The sequence below is a fragment of the Devosia sp. Root685 genome, assembly GCF_001427875.1.
In the GTDB taxonomy this organism is placed as follows: Bacteria; Pseudomonadota; Alphaproteobacteria; order Rhizobiales; family Devosiaceae; genus Devosia.
The window spans coordinates 272,917-290,541 of the sequence record NZ_LMHK01000001.1; the positions used below are offsets into that span (position 1 = coordinate 272,917).

General features: G+C 61.2%; 18 protein-coding genes. 16 read left to right on the forward strand and 2 right to left on the reverse strand.

Going from position 1 to position 17,625, the window contains the following annotated elements:
* Window positions 1-184: 184 nt before the first annotated feature.
* The 4 genes from ASD83_RS01285 (at window position 185) to ASD83_RS01300 (ending at window position 5,081) form a co-directional block, all read left to right on the forward strand.
* Window positions 185-1,087, forward strand: a complete 903-nt coding sequence (locus ASD83_RS01285) for a carbohydrate ABC transporter permease (protein WP_056307189.1) — start codon at window positions 185-187, stop codon at window positions 1,085-1,087.
* The gene (locus ASD83_RS01290; RefSeq protein WP_056307191.1) at window positions 1,084-1,911 is read left to right on the forward strand and encodes a carbohydrate ABC transporter permease; all 828 of its coding nucleotides are present in this window, start codon (window positions 1,084-1,086) and stop codon (window positions 1,909-1,911) included. Before ASD83_RS01285 ends, ASD83_RS01290 begins: the two co-directional genes overlap by 4 nt.
* Entirely contained in the window at window positions 1,908-2,963 is a 1,056-nt protein-coding gene (locus ASD83_RS01295; protein ID WP_056307193.1) for an ABC transporter ATP-binding protein, read from the forward strand. Before ASD83_RS01290 ends, ASD83_RS01295 begins: the two co-directional genes overlap by 4 nt.
* 210 nt (window positions 2,964-3,173) lie before the next feature.
* The gene (locus tag ASD83_RS01300; RefSeq protein ID WP_056307195.1) at window positions 3,174-5,081 is read left to right on the forward strand and encodes a glycoside hydrolase family 127 protein; all 1,908 of its coding nucleotides are present in this window, start codon (window positions 3,174-3,176) and stop codon (window positions 5,079-5,081) included.
* A 99-nt stretch (window positions 5,082-5,180) separates the two neighbouring features.
* On the opposite strand, the gene ASD83_RS01305 is transcribed toward ASD83_RS01300, so the two are convergent.
* Window positions 5,181-5,753 carry a helix-turn-helix domain-containing protein gene (locus tag ASD83_RS01305; RefSeq protein ID WP_056307197.1) on the reverse strand — a complete coding sequence of 191 codons (573 nt, stop codon included), beginning with the start codon at window positions 5,751-5,753 and terminating at the stop codon, window positions 5,181-5,183.
* A 69-nt stretch (window positions 5,754-5,822) separates the two neighbouring features.
* Between ASD83_RS01305 and ASD83_RS01310 the strand changes: the two genes are divergently transcribed.
* The 12 genes from ASD83_RS01310 to ASD83_RS01360 all read left to right on the forward strand — a co-directional run bounded on the left by ASD83_RS01310 (window position 5,823) and on the right by ASD83_RS01360 (window position 16,447).
* Complete coding sequence (locus ASD83_RS01310; protein ID WP_056307199.1) at window positions 5,823-7,013, forward strand: glycine C-acetyltransferase; 1,191 nt, start codon at window positions 5,823-5,825, stop codon at window positions 7,011-7,013.
* Entirely contained in the window at window positions 7,013-8,050 is a 1,038-nt protein-coding gene (gene tdh, locus ASD83_RS01315; RefSeq protein WP_056307201.1) for an L-threonine 3-dehydrogenase, read from the forward strand. Before ASD83_RS01310 ends, tdh begins: the two co-directional genes overlap by 1 nt.
* A gap of 407 nt (window positions 8,051-8,457) precedes the next feature.
* Window positions 8,458-9,105 carry a TetR/AcrR family transcriptional regulator gene (locus ASD83_RS01320; RefSeq protein WP_056307203.1) on the forward strand — a complete coding sequence of 216 codons (648 nt, stop codon included), beginning with the start codon at window positions 8,458-8,460 and terminating at the stop codon, window positions 9,103-9,105.
* A gap of 25 nt (window positions 9,106-9,130) precedes the next feature.
* Complete coding sequence (gene ilvC, locus ASD83_RS01325) at window positions 9,131-10,150, forward strand: ketol-acid reductoisomerase (protein WP_056307205.1); 1,020 nt, start codon at window positions 9,131-9,133, stop codon at window positions 10,148-10,150.
* Window positions 10,151-10,376: 226 nt separating this feature from the next.
* The gene (locus tag ASD83_RS01330) at window positions 10,377-11,096 is read left to right on the forward strand and encodes an NUDIX hydrolase (protein ID WP_156385682.1); all 720 of its coding nucleotides are present in this window, start codon (window positions 10,377-10,379) and stop codon (window positions 11,094-11,096) included.
* A 51-nt stretch (window positions 11,097-11,147) separates the two neighbouring features.
* Entirely contained in the window at window positions 11,148-11,612 is a 465-nt protein-coding gene (locus tag ASD83_RS01335) for a GFA family protein (RefSeq protein ID WP_056307209.1), read from the forward strand.
* A 5-nt stretch (window positions 11,613-11,617) separates the two neighbouring features.
* Window positions 11,618-12,109, forward strand: a complete 492-nt coding sequence (locus tag ASD83_RS01340) for a heme-degrading domain-containing protein (protein ID WP_056307211.1) — start codon at window positions 11,618-11,620, stop codon at window positions 12,107-12,109.
* A 3-nt stretch (window positions 12,110-12,112) separates the two neighbouring features.
* Entirely contained in the window at window positions 12,113-12,997 is an 885-nt protein-coding gene (locus ASD83_RS01345; protein ID WP_056307213.1) for a PhzF family phenazine biosynthesis protein, read from the forward strand.
* A gap of 133 nt (window positions 12,998-13,130) precedes the next feature.
* Complete coding sequence (locus ASD83_RS21430; RefSeq protein ID WP_274532556.1) at window positions 13,131-13,253, forward strand: hypothetical protein; 123 nt, start codon at window positions 13,131-13,133, stop codon at window positions 13,251-13,253.
* 117 nt (window positions 13,254-13,370) lie between these two features.
* Window positions 13,371-14,930, forward strand: coding sequence for a 2-isopropylmalate synthase (locus ASD83_RS01350; protein ID WP_056307215.1), 1,560 nt, complete (start codon window positions 13,371-13,373; stop codon window positions 14,928-14,930).
* 91 nt (window positions 14,931-15,021) lie between these two features.
* The gene (locus tag ASD83_RS01355) at window positions 15,022-15,471 is read left to right on the forward strand and encodes a GNAT family N-acetyltransferase (protein ID WP_056307217.1); all 450 of its coding nucleotides are present in this window, start codon (window positions 15,022-15,024) and stop codon (window positions 15,469-15,471) included.
* A gap of 25 nt (window positions 15,472-15,496) precedes the next feature.
* Window positions 15,497-16,447, forward strand: coding sequence for an endonuclease/exonuclease/phosphatase family protein (locus tag ASD83_RS01360; protein WP_056307219.1), 951 nt, complete (start codon window positions 15,497-15,499; stop codon window positions 16,445-16,447).
* On the opposite strand, the gene ASD83_RS01365 is transcribed toward ASD83_RS01360, so the two are convergent.
* The gene (locus ASD83_RS01365) at window positions 16,432-17,544 is read right to left on the reverse strand and encodes a pyridoxal phosphate-dependent aminotransferase (protein ID WP_056307221.1); all 1,113 of its coding nucleotides are present in this window, start codon (window positions 17,542-17,544) and stop codon (window positions 16,432-16,434) included. The two genes, ASD83_RS01360 and ASD83_RS01365, sit on opposite strands and share 16 nt — an antisense overlap.
* Window positions 17,545-17,625 lie beyond the last annotated feature (81 nt).

Consider the following 17,625-nt stretch of genomic DNA (forward strand, 5'->3'; position numbering starts at 1 on the left):
GGGAGAGGTCGGATTGCGAAGCGTCACCGAATTCGCGTTGGCGAATTCGGTTGGGGTGAGGGGGCCTTATAGCCAGCGTTTGCCGGAAGGCCCCCTCACCCGACGCTATGCGTCGACCTCTCCCCCAGAGGGAGAGGTGGTGCGAACCGCGAGTTTACTGAGCGCCGCCTGGTCTGGAGGTCTTATGCGACGATTTTTGGCTTCCCTGCGCGATGGCGTGGGTTTCGATATTCTGCTTGTTGGCGCGGCGATGGTTTTTCTCCTCGCCATGGCTGGTTTGCCGCTGATCTATAATGTGCTGATGAGCTTTCAGCAGGTGGACATGTTCACCCTGGGCTCGCTGATCCGTCCATGGGCGGGGTTCCAGAACTATATCGACGTCGTGCGGGCGCCGGAATTCTGGATGGTGACGCGCAATACCATCATCTTCGTCTTCTTCTCGATGGCGGGCCAATTCGTCATCGGCTTTGCGCTGGCGCTGTTCTTTGCGCAGAATTTTCCGGGCGCATCGACTATTCGCGGACTGTTCCTCGTTTCCTGGGTGATGCCGGGCCTCGTGGTCGGCGCGATCTGGAGCTGGATTCTGGCCGGTGATTTCGGCGTGCTCAATACGATCCTCAAGAGCCTCGGGATCATCCAGTCGAACGTGTTCTGGAAGTCGGACCCAAGCTTTTCCATCTGGGCGGTGGTCATCGCCAATATCTGGCTCGGTCTCGCCTTCAACATGCTGCTGCTCTCGGTGGGGCTCGCCGCCATTCCGCGCGATCTCTATGAGGCCGCTGAACTGGATGGCGCCAATGCCTTCCAGCGATTCCTAACGATCACTCTGCCGATGATGCGCTCGACGATCGGCGCGGTGCTCTCGCTCGGGTTGATCGGTACCTTGCAGCAGTTCGACCTTTTTCCTGCGATCACCGAGGGCGGCCCGGCCAATACCTCGACGGTTGCTCAATACTGGTCCTGGCAGATGAGTTTCCAACTCTATGATTTCGCCAAGGGTGCGACGATTTCGGTGATGATGCTGGTGCTCGTGCTGATCGCGTCCATCATCTATGTGCGCTCGACCCGGCATGAGGTGCGCGGATGACCCGGCCCTATATTCCCTGGCTGCTGCTTGCCGTCGCGCTGGCGCTGGCCGCCGTCTATCTGTTCCCGCTCTACTGGATGTATGTCACCAGCGTTAAATCGGGCTCGGAAATCTTCGCCAATCCGCCCACGTTCTGGCCGCGCGAGATTGATCTGTCGATCTATCCCAATGTGTGGACGCGCCGGACCATGCATGTGTTCCTCTGGAACTCGACGCTGATCGCGGCGGGGGTCACGGCCATTACCGTGATTTTCGGCACCGGCTGCGCTTATGTGCTGGCGCGGTACCGCAACGTCTGGGTCGATATCGGGCTCTTTTCGGTGCTGATGCTGCAGGTCTTGCCGGCTTCGGTGATGGTGACGCCGCTGTTCGTGGCGTTCAACCAGTTCGGATTGCTGAACTATCCGCGCACGGCAGTGGTGCTGGCGGCGGCGGCCAAGGCCATGCCGTTCTTCGTGGTGCTGGTGCGCGCGACCTTCATGACCGTGCCGCGCGAGCTTGAAGAGGCCGCGCTGGTCGATGGCAATTCGCGCGTCGGGGCGTTCTTTTCCATCGTCCTGCCACTGGCGCGGAATGGCATTCTGGTCTGCGCCATCCTCACCTTCATGAGTTCGTTCGGCGAATATATCTATTCCAAGTCGATCATCCAGGCGCCGGCCCTTCAGCCGGCCAGCGTTGGCCTTTCCGGTTTCCTCGGGCCCAACTCGACCGACTGGAATTCCATCATGGCCTATTCGGCGATCTATGTGACGCCGATCCTCGCCGTCTTCGTCCTGCTGCAGCGCCGCATCGTCTCCGGCCTCACCTCGGGAGCACTCAAATGACTGCCCAGATCGACCTCCAAAATATCGACAAGCACTATGGCGCTTTCCATGCGCTGAAAGGCGTCAGCCTCTCGATCGAGAAAGGCAGCTTTGTTGCGCTGGTTGGGCCTTCGGGCTGCGGCAAGTCGACCTTGCTGCGGTCCATTGCCGGGCTCGAAACCATCACCTCTGGCGAGATGTCTATTGCCGGGAAGGCCATGAACGGGGTGCCGCCGCGCCATCGCGATATCGCCATGGTGTTTCAGAGCTATGCGCTCTACCCGCATATGACGGTGGAAGAGAACCTGACCTATTCGCTGCGCCTCCACGGTGTGGGGAAAGCCGAAGCCAAGGCCAAGGCGGCCGAGGTGGCGGCGACGACGGGGCTTTCGGCGCTGTTGTCGCGCTATCCGCGGCAGCTTTCGGGCGGGCAAAGGCAGCGCGTGGCCATGGGAAGGGCGATCATCCGCAATCCCAAGGCGTTTCTGTTCGATGAGCCACTGTCCAACCTCGACGCGGCGCTGCGCGTGCAGATGCGCAAGGAAATCCGCGCGCTGCATGATCGGCTGGGGGCGACCTCGGTCTATGTGACGCATGACCAAATTGAAGCCATGACCATGGCGGACTGGGTTGTGGTGATGCGCGATGGGGTGATCGAGCAGCAGGGACGGCCGCTCGATCTTTATGATCGGCCGGTCAATCGCTTTGTGGCTGGGTTCATCGGCTCGCCGGCGATGAATTTTGTCGAGGCGACGGTGTCCGAGGACGGCGGTGGCGTGGTGCTGGCTGGTGGTGAGCGTATCCCGTTGGGGACGCCTGTTGAGCCCAACCGCAAGGTGCTGGTGGGCATGCGGCCAGAGAACCTGCGCGTGGCGCAAGGGCCGGCGAGCTTTCACTTCGAGGTGGGCAATGTCGAGTCGACGGGATCGGCGACTTATCTCACCTCGACCGATGGCGCCCTGCAACTGGTGCAGACCGAGAGGCTGGGCTTTTCGGTCGGCGACCGCGTTGGCCTCGATATTGATCCGGCACTGATCCATCTGTTTGATCCGCAGACCGGGGCGAGGATCTGAACTTTGCAAAAGTAGCCCTCACCCTGAGGCGCCGCGCAGCGGCCTCGAAGGGCGGGGGCGTGCCCCAGTGCAGCGCCACGCCCTCGTGGTTCGAGGCTGCGCTGCGCTCCGCACCTCACCATGAGGGCTACTGGGGCGACGAGAACAAACACTGGAGTGCCGGAGAGGAACTTGCGGCACTCGCCACTCCAACAGCGAAAAGGTTTTCTCATGTCTCGTTATGCGCCCGTTCCGTTTCCCGATGTTCGGCTTGAAGGCCAGTTTTGGCATGAGCGGCTCGAAACGGTGCTCGACCGTACCGTGCCCAGCCAGCACAGGAAGCTGGGTGAATATGGGATTTTGGACTCGCTGAAACTGCCGAACCCGGCGCCGCCGCTGCGGTTTCCGCGGCATGGCAATGGGTTCACCGTGCAGGTGTTTTGGGACAGCGATGTGGGCAAGTGGATCGAGGCGGCGAGCTATGCGCTGGCGCATCGGCGCGATGCCGATATCGAGGCCAAGATCGAGGCGGCTGTGGACGATCTCGAAAAGGCGCAGGCGCCGGATGGGTATCTCAATTGCTGGTATCTCGGGCGCGAGCCGGAGAACCGCTGGACCAATCTGCGCGATAATCACGAGATGTATAATGCCGGGCATCTGCTCGAAGGTGCGGTGGCCTATTTTCAGGTAACCGGACGGCGACGGTTTTTGGAGGTGATGGAGCGCTATCTCGACCACATCTATGCGACCTTCGGCACAGAGCCGGGCAAGAAACGGGGCTATGATGGGCATGAGGAAATCGAGCTGGCGCTGATGAAGCTCTACTACCTCACGGGGGAGAAGAAGCATCTCGACTTTGCCACCTATCTTATTAACGAGCGCGGGCGGCCAAACCCGCATTATTTCGATATCGAGCGAGAGGCGCGCGAGGGCGGGGACGCCAAGCAGCGCTATGTCTTCGGCAATTACGAATATTCGCAGAGCCACAAGCCGGTGCGCGAGCAGGAGAAGGTCGTCGGGCACGCTGTGCGCGCCATGTATCTCTATACCGCCATGGCGGACCTCGCCGCAGAGCTGAACGATCCGGCGCTGAAGCGGGCCTGTGAGGTACTTTGGGACGATGTGATGGAAACCAAGATGTATGTGACGGCGGGCCTCGGCCCTTCGGCGCATAATGAGGGGTTTACGCATGATTTCGACCTGCCAAACCAGACGGCTTATGCCGAGACTTGCGCTTCGGTGGCGCTGATCTTCTGGGCGCAGCGTATGCTGCATCTCGATCTCGACGGGAAGTATGCGGATATTCTTGAACTGGCGATGTTCAACGGCGCGTTGTCCGGGCTGAGCCGGGATGGCGAGCAGTATTTTTATGCCAATCCGCTGGAGAGTGACGGCACGCCGACGCGGTGGGACTGGCACATGTGCCCGTGCTGTACGATGAATGTGTCGCGGCTGGTGGCTTCGGTGGGCGGGTACTTCTTGTCCGCGGCCGAGGACGGGGTGGCGTTTCATCTCTATGGGGGGATTGGCTCGACGGTTGAGATCGGCGGGCAGAAGGTCGCGCTCAAGGAAGTGTCGAATTATCCGTGGTCGGGGGACATCAGGATTTCAGTCGATCCGGAAAGCCCGGCGGCGTTTGACGTAAAACTGCGCATTCCGGGTTGGTGCCAGGGGGCGAGCGTTTCGGTGAATGGGCAGAGGCAAGATGCGAAGGCGGTGAACGGTTATGTCACCATTCATCGGACATGGGCGAAGGGCGATGTGATCGCGCTCGATCTGCCGATGCCGGCGGAGCGGCTTTATGCGCATCCGGGGGTGATCATGAATGCCGGGCGCGTGGCGCTGAAGCGTGGGCCGCTGGTGTACTGTGTCGAGGAGGTCGATAATCCGGGTGGGCGTGTGCAGCGGCTGAAGATCAAGCGCGATGCGGCGCTGGAGGTGAAGACCGAGCCGGGGCTGTTCGATGGGGTGGTGACGCTGAAGGCGGCGGCGACGGCGATTGATGAGGGGGAATGGGCCGGGCTCTATCGGACGAAGCCGCCGGCGGAGCGGGAGGCGAACCTGACGGCTATCCCGTACTATTTGTGGGCGAACCGCGGGCAGGGGAGCATGGTGGTTTGGATACCGGAGGTGGTTTGAGGTTCGGCCGGACACACGATGCTGCACCAAATACCGGCTGTCATCCCGGCCTGCGCCGGGGTGACATGCTGAGGTTGGGACAGCCGACAGGGAATTCCCTCAATTGCGATAGTGCACAACCATCAGCGCTCTTGCGGGCGCGGTGGATTCGTTGACAATTTCGTGGGGGAGGTCGGCGCGGTAGCGGGCTGTTTCGCCTTTGCTCAGGGCTTGCCGGCCGTCGCCGCTGATGACGGCGAGGCCGTCGGTCCAGGCGGTCAGGTGTTCCGTTGTGCCGGGGGAATGAGGCGAGCTGGCAAGGCTTTTGCCCGCGGCGATTTCCACTTCGTACCATTCCACCTGGCTCGCGAGACCAGGTGGGCTCAGGATGCGGAGGGTCCAGTCGCCTTTGGGCGAGCGGATTTCCGGGGTGTGGGCGAGACTCACCACTTCGATGGGCTCGGGCTGTTTTTGCGATATGCCGCCGCCGACCAGTTCGGCAAGATCGAGTTCGAGCGCCTGGGTGAGGCCCCACAGCACGGCGAAGGTCGGGTTGGCCTCGCCGCGCTCGATTTGCGACAGCATGGATTTTGAAACCCCCGAGCGCGCCGCCAGTTGTTCCAGCGTCAGGTGGCGGGCTTTGCGCTGCGCCTGAATGATGGGACCGAGTTGGGGCGCGGACTCCGTGCTCATATAAATTCCATTGTAGCGGATTAAAATATCCAATATATTGGAATTTCCATTATAGCGGAGGATGCGGCGGTGGATAGCAGATTTCTGGATCACGTGAACTCGGTGCTGGCCGAGATCGAGGCGGCGGGTCTTCGCAAGGTCGAGCGGGAGATTTCCGGGCCGCAGGGCGGGCGGATCGCGGTTGGTGGGCGCGAGATGCTGAACCTTTGCGCCAACAACTATCTCGGGCTCGCGAACCATCCGGGCATTCGCCGCGCGGCGGCTGAGGCGCTGGATAGCCACGGGTTTGGCATGGCCTCGGTGCGGTTTATCTGCGGGACGCAGGACCTGCATCGGGCGCTGGAGCGGCGGATCGCTAGGTATCTCGGCAAGGACGATGCCATTCTCTTTGCGGCGTGTTTCGATGCGAATGGGGCGCTGTTCGAGACGTTGCTGGGGCCGGAAGATGCGGTCATTTCGGACTCGCTCAACCATGCGTCGATTATCGATGGCGTGCGACTGAGCAAGGCGAAGCGATATCGCTTTGACACTTCGGACATGGATGCGCTGGAAACCCAGCTCAAGCAGGTGGAGGCCGATGGCTGCCGGTTCAAGCTCATCATCACCGATGGCGTGTTTTCCATGGACGGGCATGTCGCCAAGCTGAAGGAAATCTGTGCGCTGGCCGAGCGGTTTGGCGCGCTTGTGGCGGTGGATGATTGCCATGCGACGGGGCATCTCGGGGAGAAGGGCATGGGGACGCCCGCGCTTACGGGCGCAGGGAACGGTGTCGATATTGTTACGGGTACGCTGGGCAAGACGCTCGGTGGCTCGATGGGCGGGTTTATCGCGGCGGCGCAGCCGATCATCGATCTGCTTAGGCAGCGTGCGCGGCCTTATTTGTTTTCCAACAGTCTCGCGCCGGCCGTGGCTGCGGGGTCGCTGAAGGCGATTGATATTGCAGAGTACGCGGATGATCTGCGGGCCAAGCTGGCGGGGCATGCGGCGAAATTCCGCAAGGGGCTTGGTGAGGCGGGGTTTTCGCTGATCGATGGGCAGACGCCGATCATTCCGGTGATGCTGGGCGATGCCGTTCTGGCGCAGCGCATGGCTAAGGAGCTGGATGCGCGGGGCGTTTATGTCGCCGGATTCTTTTATCCGGTGGTGCCGCAGGGCAAGGCGCGCATTCGCACGCAGATGTCTGCGGCGCTGAGTGATGACGACGTGGATTTTGCAATTGCTGCATTCAGCGATGCTGGCCGCGCGCTGGGAGTGATTTGATGAAGGCGCTGGTCAAGGCAAAGGCGGAACGAGGCATTTGGATGGAAGACCGTCCGGTGCCCGAGATTGGGCCGGATGATGTGCTGATCAAGGTCAAGAAGACCGGCATCTGCGGTACGGACGTGCATATTTACAATTGGGACGAGTGGGCGAGCCGTACGGTGCCCGTCTCGATGATCACCGGGCATGAATATGCCGGGGAGATTGTCGCCGTGGGCGGCAATGTGCGCGGGCTGAAGATCGGGCAGCGCGTGTCGGGCGAGGGCCATGTGGTCGGCGGCAATAGCCGCGCGGCGCGGGGCGGGAAGTATCACCTTGATCCTGATACCAAGGGGATCGGCGTCAATCTGCCGGGGGCATTTGCCGAGTTCGTGCGCATACCGGCTTTCAACGTCGTGCCGCTGCCGGACAGTGTCGACGATGAAATCGGGGCCATTCTCGATCCGCTGGGCAATGCGGTGCATACGGCGCTGTCGTTCGACATTGTGGGCGAGGATGTGCTTATCACGGGTGCTGGGCCGATTGGCATCATGGCTGGTGCGGTGGCGCGGCATGTCGGGACGCGGCATGTGGTGATTACCGATATCAGCCCGCAGCGGCTGGAATTGGCGGCGAAGGTGGCCGATGTGGTGCCGGTCAATGTGGCGCAGGAAGACCTGCGCGAGGTGATGAACCGGCTTGGCATGCGTGAGGGTTTTGACGTTGGGCTCGAAATGAGCGGCGCGCCGGCAGCGCTCGACCAGATGATCGACCATATGGTGATGGGCGGGAAGATTGCGCTCTTGGGTATTCCGGCGCGGCCGTTCCCGTTTGACCTCGGCAAGATCGTGTTTCGGATGATCACGCTCAAGGGGATTTATGGGCGCGAAATGTTCGAGACCTGGCACAAAATGCTGGCCATGCTCGAAAGCGGGCTGGATGTGCGCGGGGTGATCACCGGGCGGCGGCCGGCGGGGGATTACGCGGCGGCGTTTGAAGAGGCGGCGTCGGGGACGGGGGGGAAGATTGTGTTGGATTGGGAGAAGGTGGGGGAGTAGTCGCACTTTGCCTTCTCCCCTTGTGGGAGAAGGTGCCCCGAAAGGGTCACCGAATTCGCACTCGCGAATTCGGTTGGGATGAGGGGGATGTGGTCTAACCACTCGCTCCTCTGCGGAGGCCCGGCCATTCGAGCGCAGCTCTCATGGCCTTCTCGCCTCAAATCATGCCACTGGCATGATTTGCCCTGCGGGACGGCTCGAAGCCCCTCACCCTGACTTTTCGCTGACGCGAAAAGTCTGTCCCTCTCCCGCAAGGGGCGAGGGGAGGTTCAGTGCGAGGGGCGAGCTATCACACCAAAATCCGCTCCAAATCCAAAAATCCCCCTTGCGCGGAACCGTACCGTACGGTACGCCTGCGGACGGAAATTGCCGAAAGCGTTCGGCTATGCGTCTGCGGGGGACGACCAGTGCCTTTGCCCATCAAGATCAGCGAAGAAACCTTCACGCCCCGCCAGCAGGCGGTGCTGACGGCTGCGCTCGATTTGTTGGTCGAGAACGGCGATGGTCTGACCATGACGGCCGTGGCGCGGCGCGCTTCGTGCTCCAAGGAAACGCTCTACAAGTGGTTCGGTGATCGCGATGGGTTGCTTACGGCGACCGTGCAATGGCAGGCGGCCAAGGTGCGCATGCCGCATGTGGATCGCAGCCATCTCAGTGCGAAAGTGCTGCGCGAAAGCCTCGAGCAGTTTGCGCGCGATTTACTCACCACCATCATCGGTGAAGTGTCCATAACGCTCAATCGTACGGCCATTACCCATGCTGCCCAGGAGAAGGACAGCCTTGGGAACATCGTGCTCGAAAACGGGCCGATGGCGATCCGGCGGCGGCTGAAGCCGATTCTGGAAGCGGCCCGCGATGCGCGGCTGTTGCGCTTCAATTCGAGCGAAGACGCTTACCGTATCTTTTTCGGCCTTGTTGTCCGCGATGTGCAGATCCGTCTGCTGCTCGGCGACAAGAGCCTTACCCAATCCAATGTCGAAGCCAATATCGAAGCCGATGTCAGGGCCGCGACGGATCAATTCCTGGCCCTCCACGGGGCCAAGGCCAATACCTAAAAATCGCTATTGAGGGGAGTTTCCCATGCGCGTTTATTACGATCGTGATGCCGATATCAACATCATCAAGTCCCGCAAGGTTGCCATTATCGGCTACGGTTCGCAGGGCCACGCGCATGTGCTGAACCTGCGCGATTCCGGCGTCACCAACGTGGCCGTTGGCCTGCGCCCCGGCTCGCCGTCGGCCAAGAAGGCTGAGAGCGAAGGCCTCAAGGTCATGAGCGTTGCCGAGGCTTCCGCCTGGGCCGACGTCATCATGCTGCTGACTCCCGACGAACTGCAGGCCGATATCTACAAGAAGGACATCGAGCCCAATATTCGTGACGGCGCTGCCCTGGCATTTGCCCACGGCCTCAACGTGCACTTCAACCTGATCGAACCAAAATCCACCGTCGACGTGATCATGATCGCGCCGAAGGGCCCGGGCCACACCGTTCGCGGCGAATACCAGAAGGGTGGCGGCGTGCCTTGCCTGATCGCCGTGCACCACGACGCTTCGGGCAATGCCCATGACATCGCTCTCGCTTACGCATCGGGCGTTGGTGGCGGCCGTTCGGGCGTCATCGAAACCAACTTCCGCGAAGAGTGCGAAACCGATCTTTTCGGCGAACAGGCAGTGCTTTGCGGCGGCCTCGTCGAGCTGATCCGCGCTGGCTTTGAAACGCTGGTGGAAGCCGGCTATGCGCCAGAAATGGCCTATTTCGAGTGCCTGCACGAAGTGAAGCTGATCGTCGACCTGATCTACCAGGGCGGCATCGCCAACATGAACTACTCGATCTCGAACACGGCCGAATGGGGTGAATATGTCACCGGTCCGCGCATCATCACCTCGGAAACCAAGGCCGAGATGAAGCGCGTTCTGCACGACATTCAGTCGGGCAAGTTCACCTCGGACTGGATGCAGGAAATCAAGGCTGGCGGTTCGCGCTTCAAGGCGACCCGTCGCCTGGCCGACGAGCACCAGATCGAAGCCGTCGGTTCGCAGCTGCGCGACATGATGCCCTGGATCAAGGCTGGCGCGCTGGTCGACAAGGCGAAGAACTAAAAGCCTGAAATCACTCGGTTCACGTCATCTGCTGACTGCCATCCCGGCCCTCGGATCAAGTCCGAGGGTAAACTGCGGGGAACCATCCTGAGATCTCAAGATGGGCCCCGGCCTGCGCCGGGGTGACAATCGAGGGTTGAGTGAACTAGGTGTATTGTCTGGCGTTCAGCGAATAGTAACGGGGGCCTTGTGCCCCCGTTTTCTTTTCTCAACTGCGAAGGTCCCCATGAGCATTCGCGTTATTCCCATCACTGGCGTCCATATCCGTTTCGTGCCCGGAGCGTGGCCTATGCCGGATGATCTACGAGCGTCCGTGCCGGGGCGGTGGGCGGCGATGCTGGAGGCCAACTCGCACCTTTGGGACGGGCGGATTTTGGGCGTGTCGCCGCCGGTCGTGGGCGAAGATGGTATCTTGCGCGCCGAGGCGCGTGAGGATGCGTTTTCGTCTTTCCTGACCTGGCGCGAGGCCGGGTTTCCGGAGATGGGCATTCGCAACCTTTTCGGGTCGGCGCTCATCGTTTCAGCCGATGGATTTTTGATCCTTGGTGTGATGGGCGAAGACACTGCGAATGCCGGACGAATTTATCCGCCGGGTGGGTCGCTGGAACCGCGGGATGTGATGGAAGATGGGCGGGTGGATGTCGCCCGATCGACGGCGATCGAGCTGACTGAAGAGACTGGTCTCGATGCGGCCAATGCTCGGCTGGGCAATCTGATTGCGGTGCTCGACGGGCCGCGAGTGTCGGTAAGCCGTGCCTTTCATTTCGATGCTTCGGCGGAGGAGCTGGTGGCTGAGATTCGGAGAAATCTGGAGAAACAGGAGCATCGCGAACTGGGCGATGTCGTTGCGGTCAGGCGTGCCGAAGACGCGGCGGGCAGGGGGCAGGTGATGGCCTATACGGCCGCCTTGCTAGATCACTGGCAGGGCGGAAAGATTTCGCTTTAGGACAGCATTGCCAATGCAGTAGAACCGAGATCGCTTGATGGAGGGGTGTTTATGGCTTTGCCGGATTTTCCTGTTGAGGGTGGGTGCCAATGCGGAGCCACGCGCTATCGCCTGAAGACCTCCCCGCTTTCGGTTTACAATTGCCACTGCAAGGACTGCCAGCGCTTTTCGGGCGCCGGCTGGTCGATGTCGATGATCGTCCGGAATGATGATTTCGAATTGTTGCAGGGCGAAATCGCCCGTTACGACCGCACGGCGGATAGCGGCAATGTCGTGCGCATGAACTTCTGTGCCCATTGCCATGGCTGGCTGTGGAACGATCCGCCGGCCGGGACCATCAAGGTGGTGCGGGCCGGCACGCTGGACGACCTGGATTGGGCCGCGCCGGTGGGAAATATCTGGACAGACAGCAAGGCCGCCTGGGCTCATATTGATCCCGCGCAGGTCAATTTTCTAAAAGGCGCGGCTGATCGGACACCTTTGTTCGAGGCCTGGACGCGTTCGCATCAGGATTGAGTGACATGACCACTGAAGACGATATTGCCCTCGTGAAGCGTCAGGAGCTGGACCTGGTTCTGCCGGCGCTGGATGAGGCCGTGGCTTTCGAGATCGGCGCGAGCATTCGGGCGCGGGCGCTGGAGGAAGGTCTTTCGCTGGTGGTCGATATTCGCACCTGGGATCGGCAGCTGTTTTTCTCGGCGACGCCGGGGACGAGTGCGGACAATGCCGAATGGGTGCGGCGCAAGATCAACACGGTGCGGCGGTTTCAGCGGGCCAGCTATCGTATGGTGCTGGAGCGGGGCGAAGCGCCGTTTTCGCCGCAGTCCGGTGCCGATCCGGCTGATTATGTGATCGCCGGCGGCGGCTTTCCGCTGCGGGTGAAGGGGGCGGGTATCATTGGTTCGCTGACCATTTCCGGACTGCCGGGCCGCAAGGATCATGGCGTGGCTGTTGATGCACTTTGTGACCATCTTGGACGCAATCGTGCCGATTATGCTTTGCCCGAGGCCTGAAAGATGAAGCTCGACTATCTGCTGCTCGACGTGTTTACGCGCGAGCGTCTGCAGGGCAACCAGCTTGCCGTGGTGCTGAAGGCGGATGGCCTCCTCGACAACGAGATGCAGGCCATCGCGCGGGAATTCAACCTCAGCGAGACGGTGTTTCTGAGCAAGCCGCAAAGCGAGCGGAATTCCGCGGGTGTGCGCATTTTTACCCCGCATGAGGAATTGCCGTTTGCCGGGCATCCGACTGTTGGTGCCGCCGTTGTGCTCGGCTTGCAAAACGACCGGACTGCGGTTCGCCTGGAAGAAAAAATCGGTCTCGTGACCGCGCTTTTCGAAAAGGCTGACAAGCGCTCGGGCGAGGCGCGCTTTGCGCTGCCGCGCTTGCCGACCAAGGTGGCTGACCTGACGGACAAGCTGGGCATCGCGCAGGCGCTCGGCATCGAGGTCGAGGAGATCGGCTGCGATGTCTTCGCGCCGGCCGTTTATACGGCGGGGGTGACGTTCCATCTCATTCCGGTGCGTGATGCGGGTGTGTTGGCCCGCGTGCGCGCCAACATGGCGATGTTCGAGGATGTTTTCTTCCACGATCATAACTCGGCTTATGTCTTCACACTGACGCCGGAAGAGCCGGAGAACGATATTGCCGCGCGCATGTTCAGCATAACTGCGGGGGAAGATCCGGGTACCGGTTCGGCAGCCGCTGCACTGATCGGGCTTTTGTCGGACAAGGCGGATTTTGGGGCGGGGCAGGCGGATTATGCGCTGCGCCAGGGCAAGGAGATGGGGCGGCTATGCCGAATCTCACTGCAATTGCGTCGCGAGGGTGAGGTGCTGACGCGCGGCGCGATTGGCGGGCACGCGGTCATTGTGGGCGAGGGTGTGCTGGACCTGGGGTAGCCCAGTAGCCCTCCTCCCGAGGTGAAGAGGTCTACTGGCTTACGATCCGATAAAATCACACCAATTGCCGCTTCGAGGCTTGCACGATGCGGCGAATTCGATCATGCTGTTGTCAAATTAGAGAGTTTTCTCCATGCAGCGCCGTCGCGCCAAAGCTATCGCCATCACTCAGCAGCAGGTCCTCAAGACCCGGATGCTGATTGCTGCTGGCATGCTGCTTTTGCCCGCGCTTCTCCTCCTTCTTATCAGCCCCTGATCACCGGCAGCTCGGATTAGCGAGCGGGTCGTCAGGGGATATCGCCATAAACCGAACATCTAGATATGTCCGGTCCAGCGAGCCATTGCCTCGGGGCCGATAGGAAAGAATAGAAAAATGTCCGTTGCCAGCAACAGCAACAAAGAACGCGTCTTCATTTTCGACACCACGCTGCGTGACGGCGAGCAATCGCCCGGCGCGACGATGACGCTGGAAGAAAAGCTGCAGGTTGCCGATGCGCTCGACGAAATGGGCGTCGATATCATCGAGGCCGGTTTTCCGATCGCTTCCAATGGCGACTTCGAGGCTGTCGTCGCCGTCGCCAAGCAGGTGAAGAACGCAACTGTGGCGGGTTTGGCGCGTGCCATCACCGCCGATATTGACCGCGCTGCCGAGGCCGTGCGCCACGCGCAAAAGGGCCGTATCCATACGTTCGTTTCAACCTCGCCGATCCATCTGGCGCACCAGATGAAAAAGACCGAGGACGAGGTGATCGAGATCATCGCCCGCACCGTGGCGCAGGCGCGCAATCTGGTCGAGGATGTCGAATGGTCGGCGATGGACGCGACCCGCACGCCGCTCGAATTTTTGAAGCGCTGCGTCGATACCGCGATCAAGGCCGGGGCGACGACGATCAACCTGCCCGATACCGTGGGTTATGCGGTGCCGGAAGAGCATTTCCAGATGTTCAAGACCATCATCGAAAGCGTACCGAACGCCGACAAGGCGATCTTCTCGGTGCATTGCCACGATGACCTCGGGATGGCCGTCGCCAATTCGCTGGCTGGTGTGGCTGGCGGCGCGCGGCAGATCGAATGCACGATCAACGGTTTGGGCGAACGCGCCGGTAATGCGGCGCTGGAAGAAGTGGTGATGGCACTGCGCACCCGCGGCGATGCCATGCCGTTCTTCACCGAAATCGAAACCACGCAGCTCTCGCGCGCCAGCCGCATTGTATCGGCGGCGTCGAATTTCCCGGTGCAGTACAACAAGGCCATCGTGGGCAAAAATGCCTTCGCGCATGAAAGCGGCATCCATCAGGATGGCATGCTGAAGAATGCCGAGACCTATGAAATCATGACCCCGGCCAGCGTCGGCATCAAGGAAACTACCTTGGTGATGGGCAAGCATTCGGGTCGCGCCGCCTTCAAGGACAAGTTGAAGGAACTGGGCTATGAGGTTGGCGACAATGCCTTCCAGGAAGCTTTCCAGCGATTCAAGGATCTGGCTGATCGCAAGAAGCATGTTTACGACGCCGATATCATCGCTCTTGTGGATGACGAAGTTGGCTCCGCCGGCGATCGGATCAAGCTCGTGGACATGGAAGTCGTCAGCAAGACGGGCGGCGTGCACCGCTGCAATATGATCCTGTCGGTCGATGGCACCGAAACGTCTGTGACCTATGATGGTACAGGCTCGGTGGACGCGATCTTCAATGCCATCAAGGAGGCCGTTGGGCAGGACCCCAATCTGGTTCTCTATGCCATCGACGGCGTGACCGGGGGAACCGACGCGCAGGCATCGGCGCATGTGCGCCTCGAAATGAACGGGCGGATCGCCTCGGGCAATGCGGCTGAACCGGACACGCTGGTGGCTTCGGCCCGCGCCTATCTCAACGCGCTCAACCGCGTGATGATCGAACGCGGCGCAGCCGCGCAGGGCGCACTGGCCGGCTGAGATATTGCCCGGCAGACAGCTTTGACTATTGTGATACTGCCCGGCATCGCCGGGCAGTTTTTTGTGATGTTGACGCTGGGGTGGGTTGCCGATGGACTACGCGCTTGTCGCTGTCGAAGAGCCGCTCGACTGGATCAATTTCCATGCCATTCGGCGGGTTGAACTCTTCGAGGCCAAAGGCCGGTTTGGGGTCTATAACGATAAGCACGCCGACGACTATGCGGACTTCGCGCATCCCTACTTGTTGACGCTGGATGGACGGGCGCTTGGTACGGCGCGGCTTGACCTTCTTGGCGCTGGCAGGGCCGCGATCCGCCTCGTTGCCATCACGGCTGGCGAGCAAGGACGCGGACACGGCCGTGTGTTGGAAATGCTGGTGTCGGAGCGGGCCCGGGCGCTCGGGGTAGCGGTGTTGCTGGTCAATGCGGCGGAAGACGCAGTGGGATTTTACCGGAAGACGGGTTGGGAGCCCTTCGACTGGGACGCTAGCGAACTTGTCAACAGCGCGGTGTCTTGCGTGCAGATGAGGAAGCTGCTCTAGCCTTTGTCCGAAGAGAACGGGGGCTATGATGCTGAGCAAGGCAGAGTTTCGGGGCGCTGTCCTCGCCCTTGGCGGCGTTCTCGCGCTCATTCTTGCCATCACTTCAGTTACGCCGGGCCTGCCCGGCGAACTCTTGTTGCAGACCCTACGGTTTCATCTCGTGGGGCTGGGGTTGGTGCTCACCTTCTTCATGGTGCTGTTTGGCGCCAGGTGGCGGGCGCTGCTTTTCGTGGGCGTGCTCGCTATCGCCTTTGCTCATGGCGCTTATTACATCTGGGAGTTTCAGGCGCGGCGAAATGAGCCGGTCGGCGCGCTTCGGGCCGAGATGACCTTCCTCAACTACAATGTGCTGAGCGGCAATCGAACGGCGAAGGACGTGGCCGATTTTATCGTGACAAGGGCGCCCGATGTGGCGCTGATCATGGAAACGCCTGGCGTCGTCGAATATATCCCTGAGATCGAGGCGGCGTTGCCCTATCGACTGGGCTGCGAGCGGGTTGCGACCTGCGATATTTCGCTGTTTTCACGGCACCCCATAACGGACGGGAAAGTGCTGGAGATTCCGCCCTTCCGGCGTTCGCGGCTGGTGGTGGCGCCGATGGCTATCGAGGACGTGAGCCTTACCGTAGTCGGCATTCACCTCTCAAAGCCTTATTTCGACGAGGCTTCGATGCAGGAACTGGGATATCTGCGCTATGTGCTCTCGCAGGTGACCGGGCCTGTTGTCGTGGCGGGCGATTTCAACTCGGCCCTATGGACGGCGCCGATCGCCTGGCTCGGACGGGCGCAGAACCTCGTTCCCGGGCCGACTTATCCCGCGACCTGGCCTGTGGAGCTTGGGCCGCTGGGTGTGCCCATCGACAATATTTTTACGCGCGGCGATGCGCGAATTATCGATGTTGCGGTGGGCGAAGACAGCTTTGGGTCCAACCATCGCTATCTCTTGGCGCGCATTGGACTTTACGCGCCGCTCTGAGCCGCGCGGATGGCCTTGGGCAGGGATTCTGCGAGGAGGGCCATGTCCGGCTCGGGGCCGACGCTGATGCGGATGTGCTTATCGAGCCCGGGCGCACCGGGTTTGCGGATGAAGACGCCAAGCAGGGCCAGTTCTTCGAGAATTTTCGTCGCATAGGCGCCGTCGCGGCCGCAATCGACGGCGACAAAATTGGTCGCTGAGGGCAGGGCGGTGAGGCCGTTGTCTCGGGCGATGCCGGCGATGCGGGTGCGGGCAGCGGCGATGTTGGCTTTTGCCTCGCGCAGATAGTCCTGATCGGCCAGGGCCGCCATGGCGGCGGCCTGGGCGAGGCGATTGACGCCAAAATGGTTCCGCACGCGGTTAAAGGCGCCGATGATCTTCTTGGGGCCGATGGCGTAACCAACGCGGATGCCGGCAAGGCCATAGGCCTTGGAAAAACTGCGGAGACGCAGGAGATTGCCCTTGCTGGTGTCGATGGGCGGCAGGGCGTCGTCGGGCGCCAATTCGCCATAGGCCTCGTCGAGCATGATGAGGGTTTCTTCGGGCACGGCGGCGATGAATTTTTCGATGTCGGCCGCCGGCCAGTAGGAGCCCATGGGGTTGTCCGGATTGGCGACATAGACGATGCGCGGCTTGAGGCGCTGGGCGGCCTCGGCGAGGGCGGTCAGGTCCTCGTGTGCCCCTTGGTAGGGCACGAATTCAAGGCGGCCGCCATGGCCGGTGACGTGATAGTTGAGCGTCGGATAGGCGCCGAGCGAGGTCAGCAGCACATCGCCTTCGGCCATGAAGAGGCGCACGATCAGGCCCATCAGGCCATCGACGCCTTCGCCAATGGCAACCTCATCGGGGGCAATGCCGTGGAAGTGGGCGAGGGCGGTGCGCAGGTCGTAATTTTCCGGGTCGGGATATTTCCAGATGCCTTCGGCGGCCTCGCGAATGGCGGCCAGAACTTTTGGGCTGGGGCCGAAACCGGATTCGTTGGCGCCGATTCGAGCTCGAATTTTCACCCCGGTCTTGCGCTCGATGGCCTCAGGGCCGACGAAGGGGACGGTTTCGGGGAGTTTTTCGGCGATTGCCGTGAGTTCGGGCAGAGGCAATTGAAGGCTCCGACAAGAGGTCGGTTGTTGTTTTATCGCATCTCTGCGCCCAAGCCAGCGATAGATCGAGACATCGCCGCG

Bases quoted from the DNA above. Each gene is read 5' to 3' on its own strand.
- ASD83_RS01300 (WP_056307195.1), top strand. From the start codon at position 3,174: ATGTCTCGTTATGCGCCCGTTCCGTTTCCCGATGTTCGGCTTGAAGGC.
- ASD83_RS01350 (WP_056307215.1), top strand. From the start codon at position 13,371: ATGTCCGTTGCCAGCAACAGCAACAAAGAACGCGTCTTCATTTTCGAC.
- ilvC (WP_056307205.1), top strand. From the start codon at position 9,131: ATGCGCGTTTATTACGATCGTGATGCCGATATCAACATCATCAAGTCC.
- ASD83_RS01330 (WP_156385682.1), top strand. From the start codon at position 10,377: ATGAGCATTCGCGTTATTCCCATCACTGGCGTCCATATCCGTTTCGTG.
- ASD83_RS01285 (WP_056307189.1), top strand. From the start codon at position 185: ATGCGACGATTTTTGGCTTCCCTGCGCGATGGCGTGGGTTTCGATATT.
- ASD83_RS01335 (WP_056307209.1), top strand. From the start codon at position 11,148: ATGGCTTTGCCGGATTTTCCTGTTGAGGGTGGGTGCCAATGCGGAGCC.
- ASD83_RS01360 (WP_056307219.1), top strand. From the start codon at position 15,497: ATGATGCTGAGCAAGGCAGAGTTTCGGGGCGCTGTCCTCGCCCTTGGC.
- ASD83_RS01290 (WP_056307191.1), top strand. From the start codon at position 1,084: ATGACCCGGCCCTATATTCCCTGGCTGCTGCTTGCCGTCGCGCTGGCG.
- ASD83_RS21430 (WP_274532556.1), top strand. From the start codon at position 13,131: ATGCAGCGCCGTCGCGCCAAAGCTATCGCCATCACTCAGCAGCAGGTC.
- ASD83_RS01355 (WP_056307217.1), top strand. From the start codon at position 15,022: ATGGACTACGCGCTTGTCGCTGTCGAAGAGCCGCTCGACTGGATCAAT.
- ASD83_RS01305 (WP_056307197.1), bottom strand. From the start codon at position 5,753: ATGAGCACGGAGTCCGCGCCCCAACTCGGTCCCATCATTCAGGCGCAG.
- ASD83_RS01340 (WP_056307211.1), top strand. From the start codon at position 11,618: ATGACCACTGAAGACGATATTGCCCTCGTGAAGCGTCAGGAGCTGGAC.
- tdh (WP_056307201.1), top strand. From the start codon at position 7,013: ATGAAGGCGCTGGTCAAGGCAAAGGCGGAACGAGGCATTTGGATGGAA.
- ASD83_RS01295 (WP_056307193.1), top strand. From the start codon at position 1,908: ATGACTGCCCAGATCGACCTCCAAAATATCGACAAGCACTATGGCGCT.
- ASD83_RS01345 (WP_056307213.1), top strand. From the start codon at position 12,113: ATGAAGCTCGACTATCTGCTGCTCGACGTGTTTACGCGCGAGCGTCTG.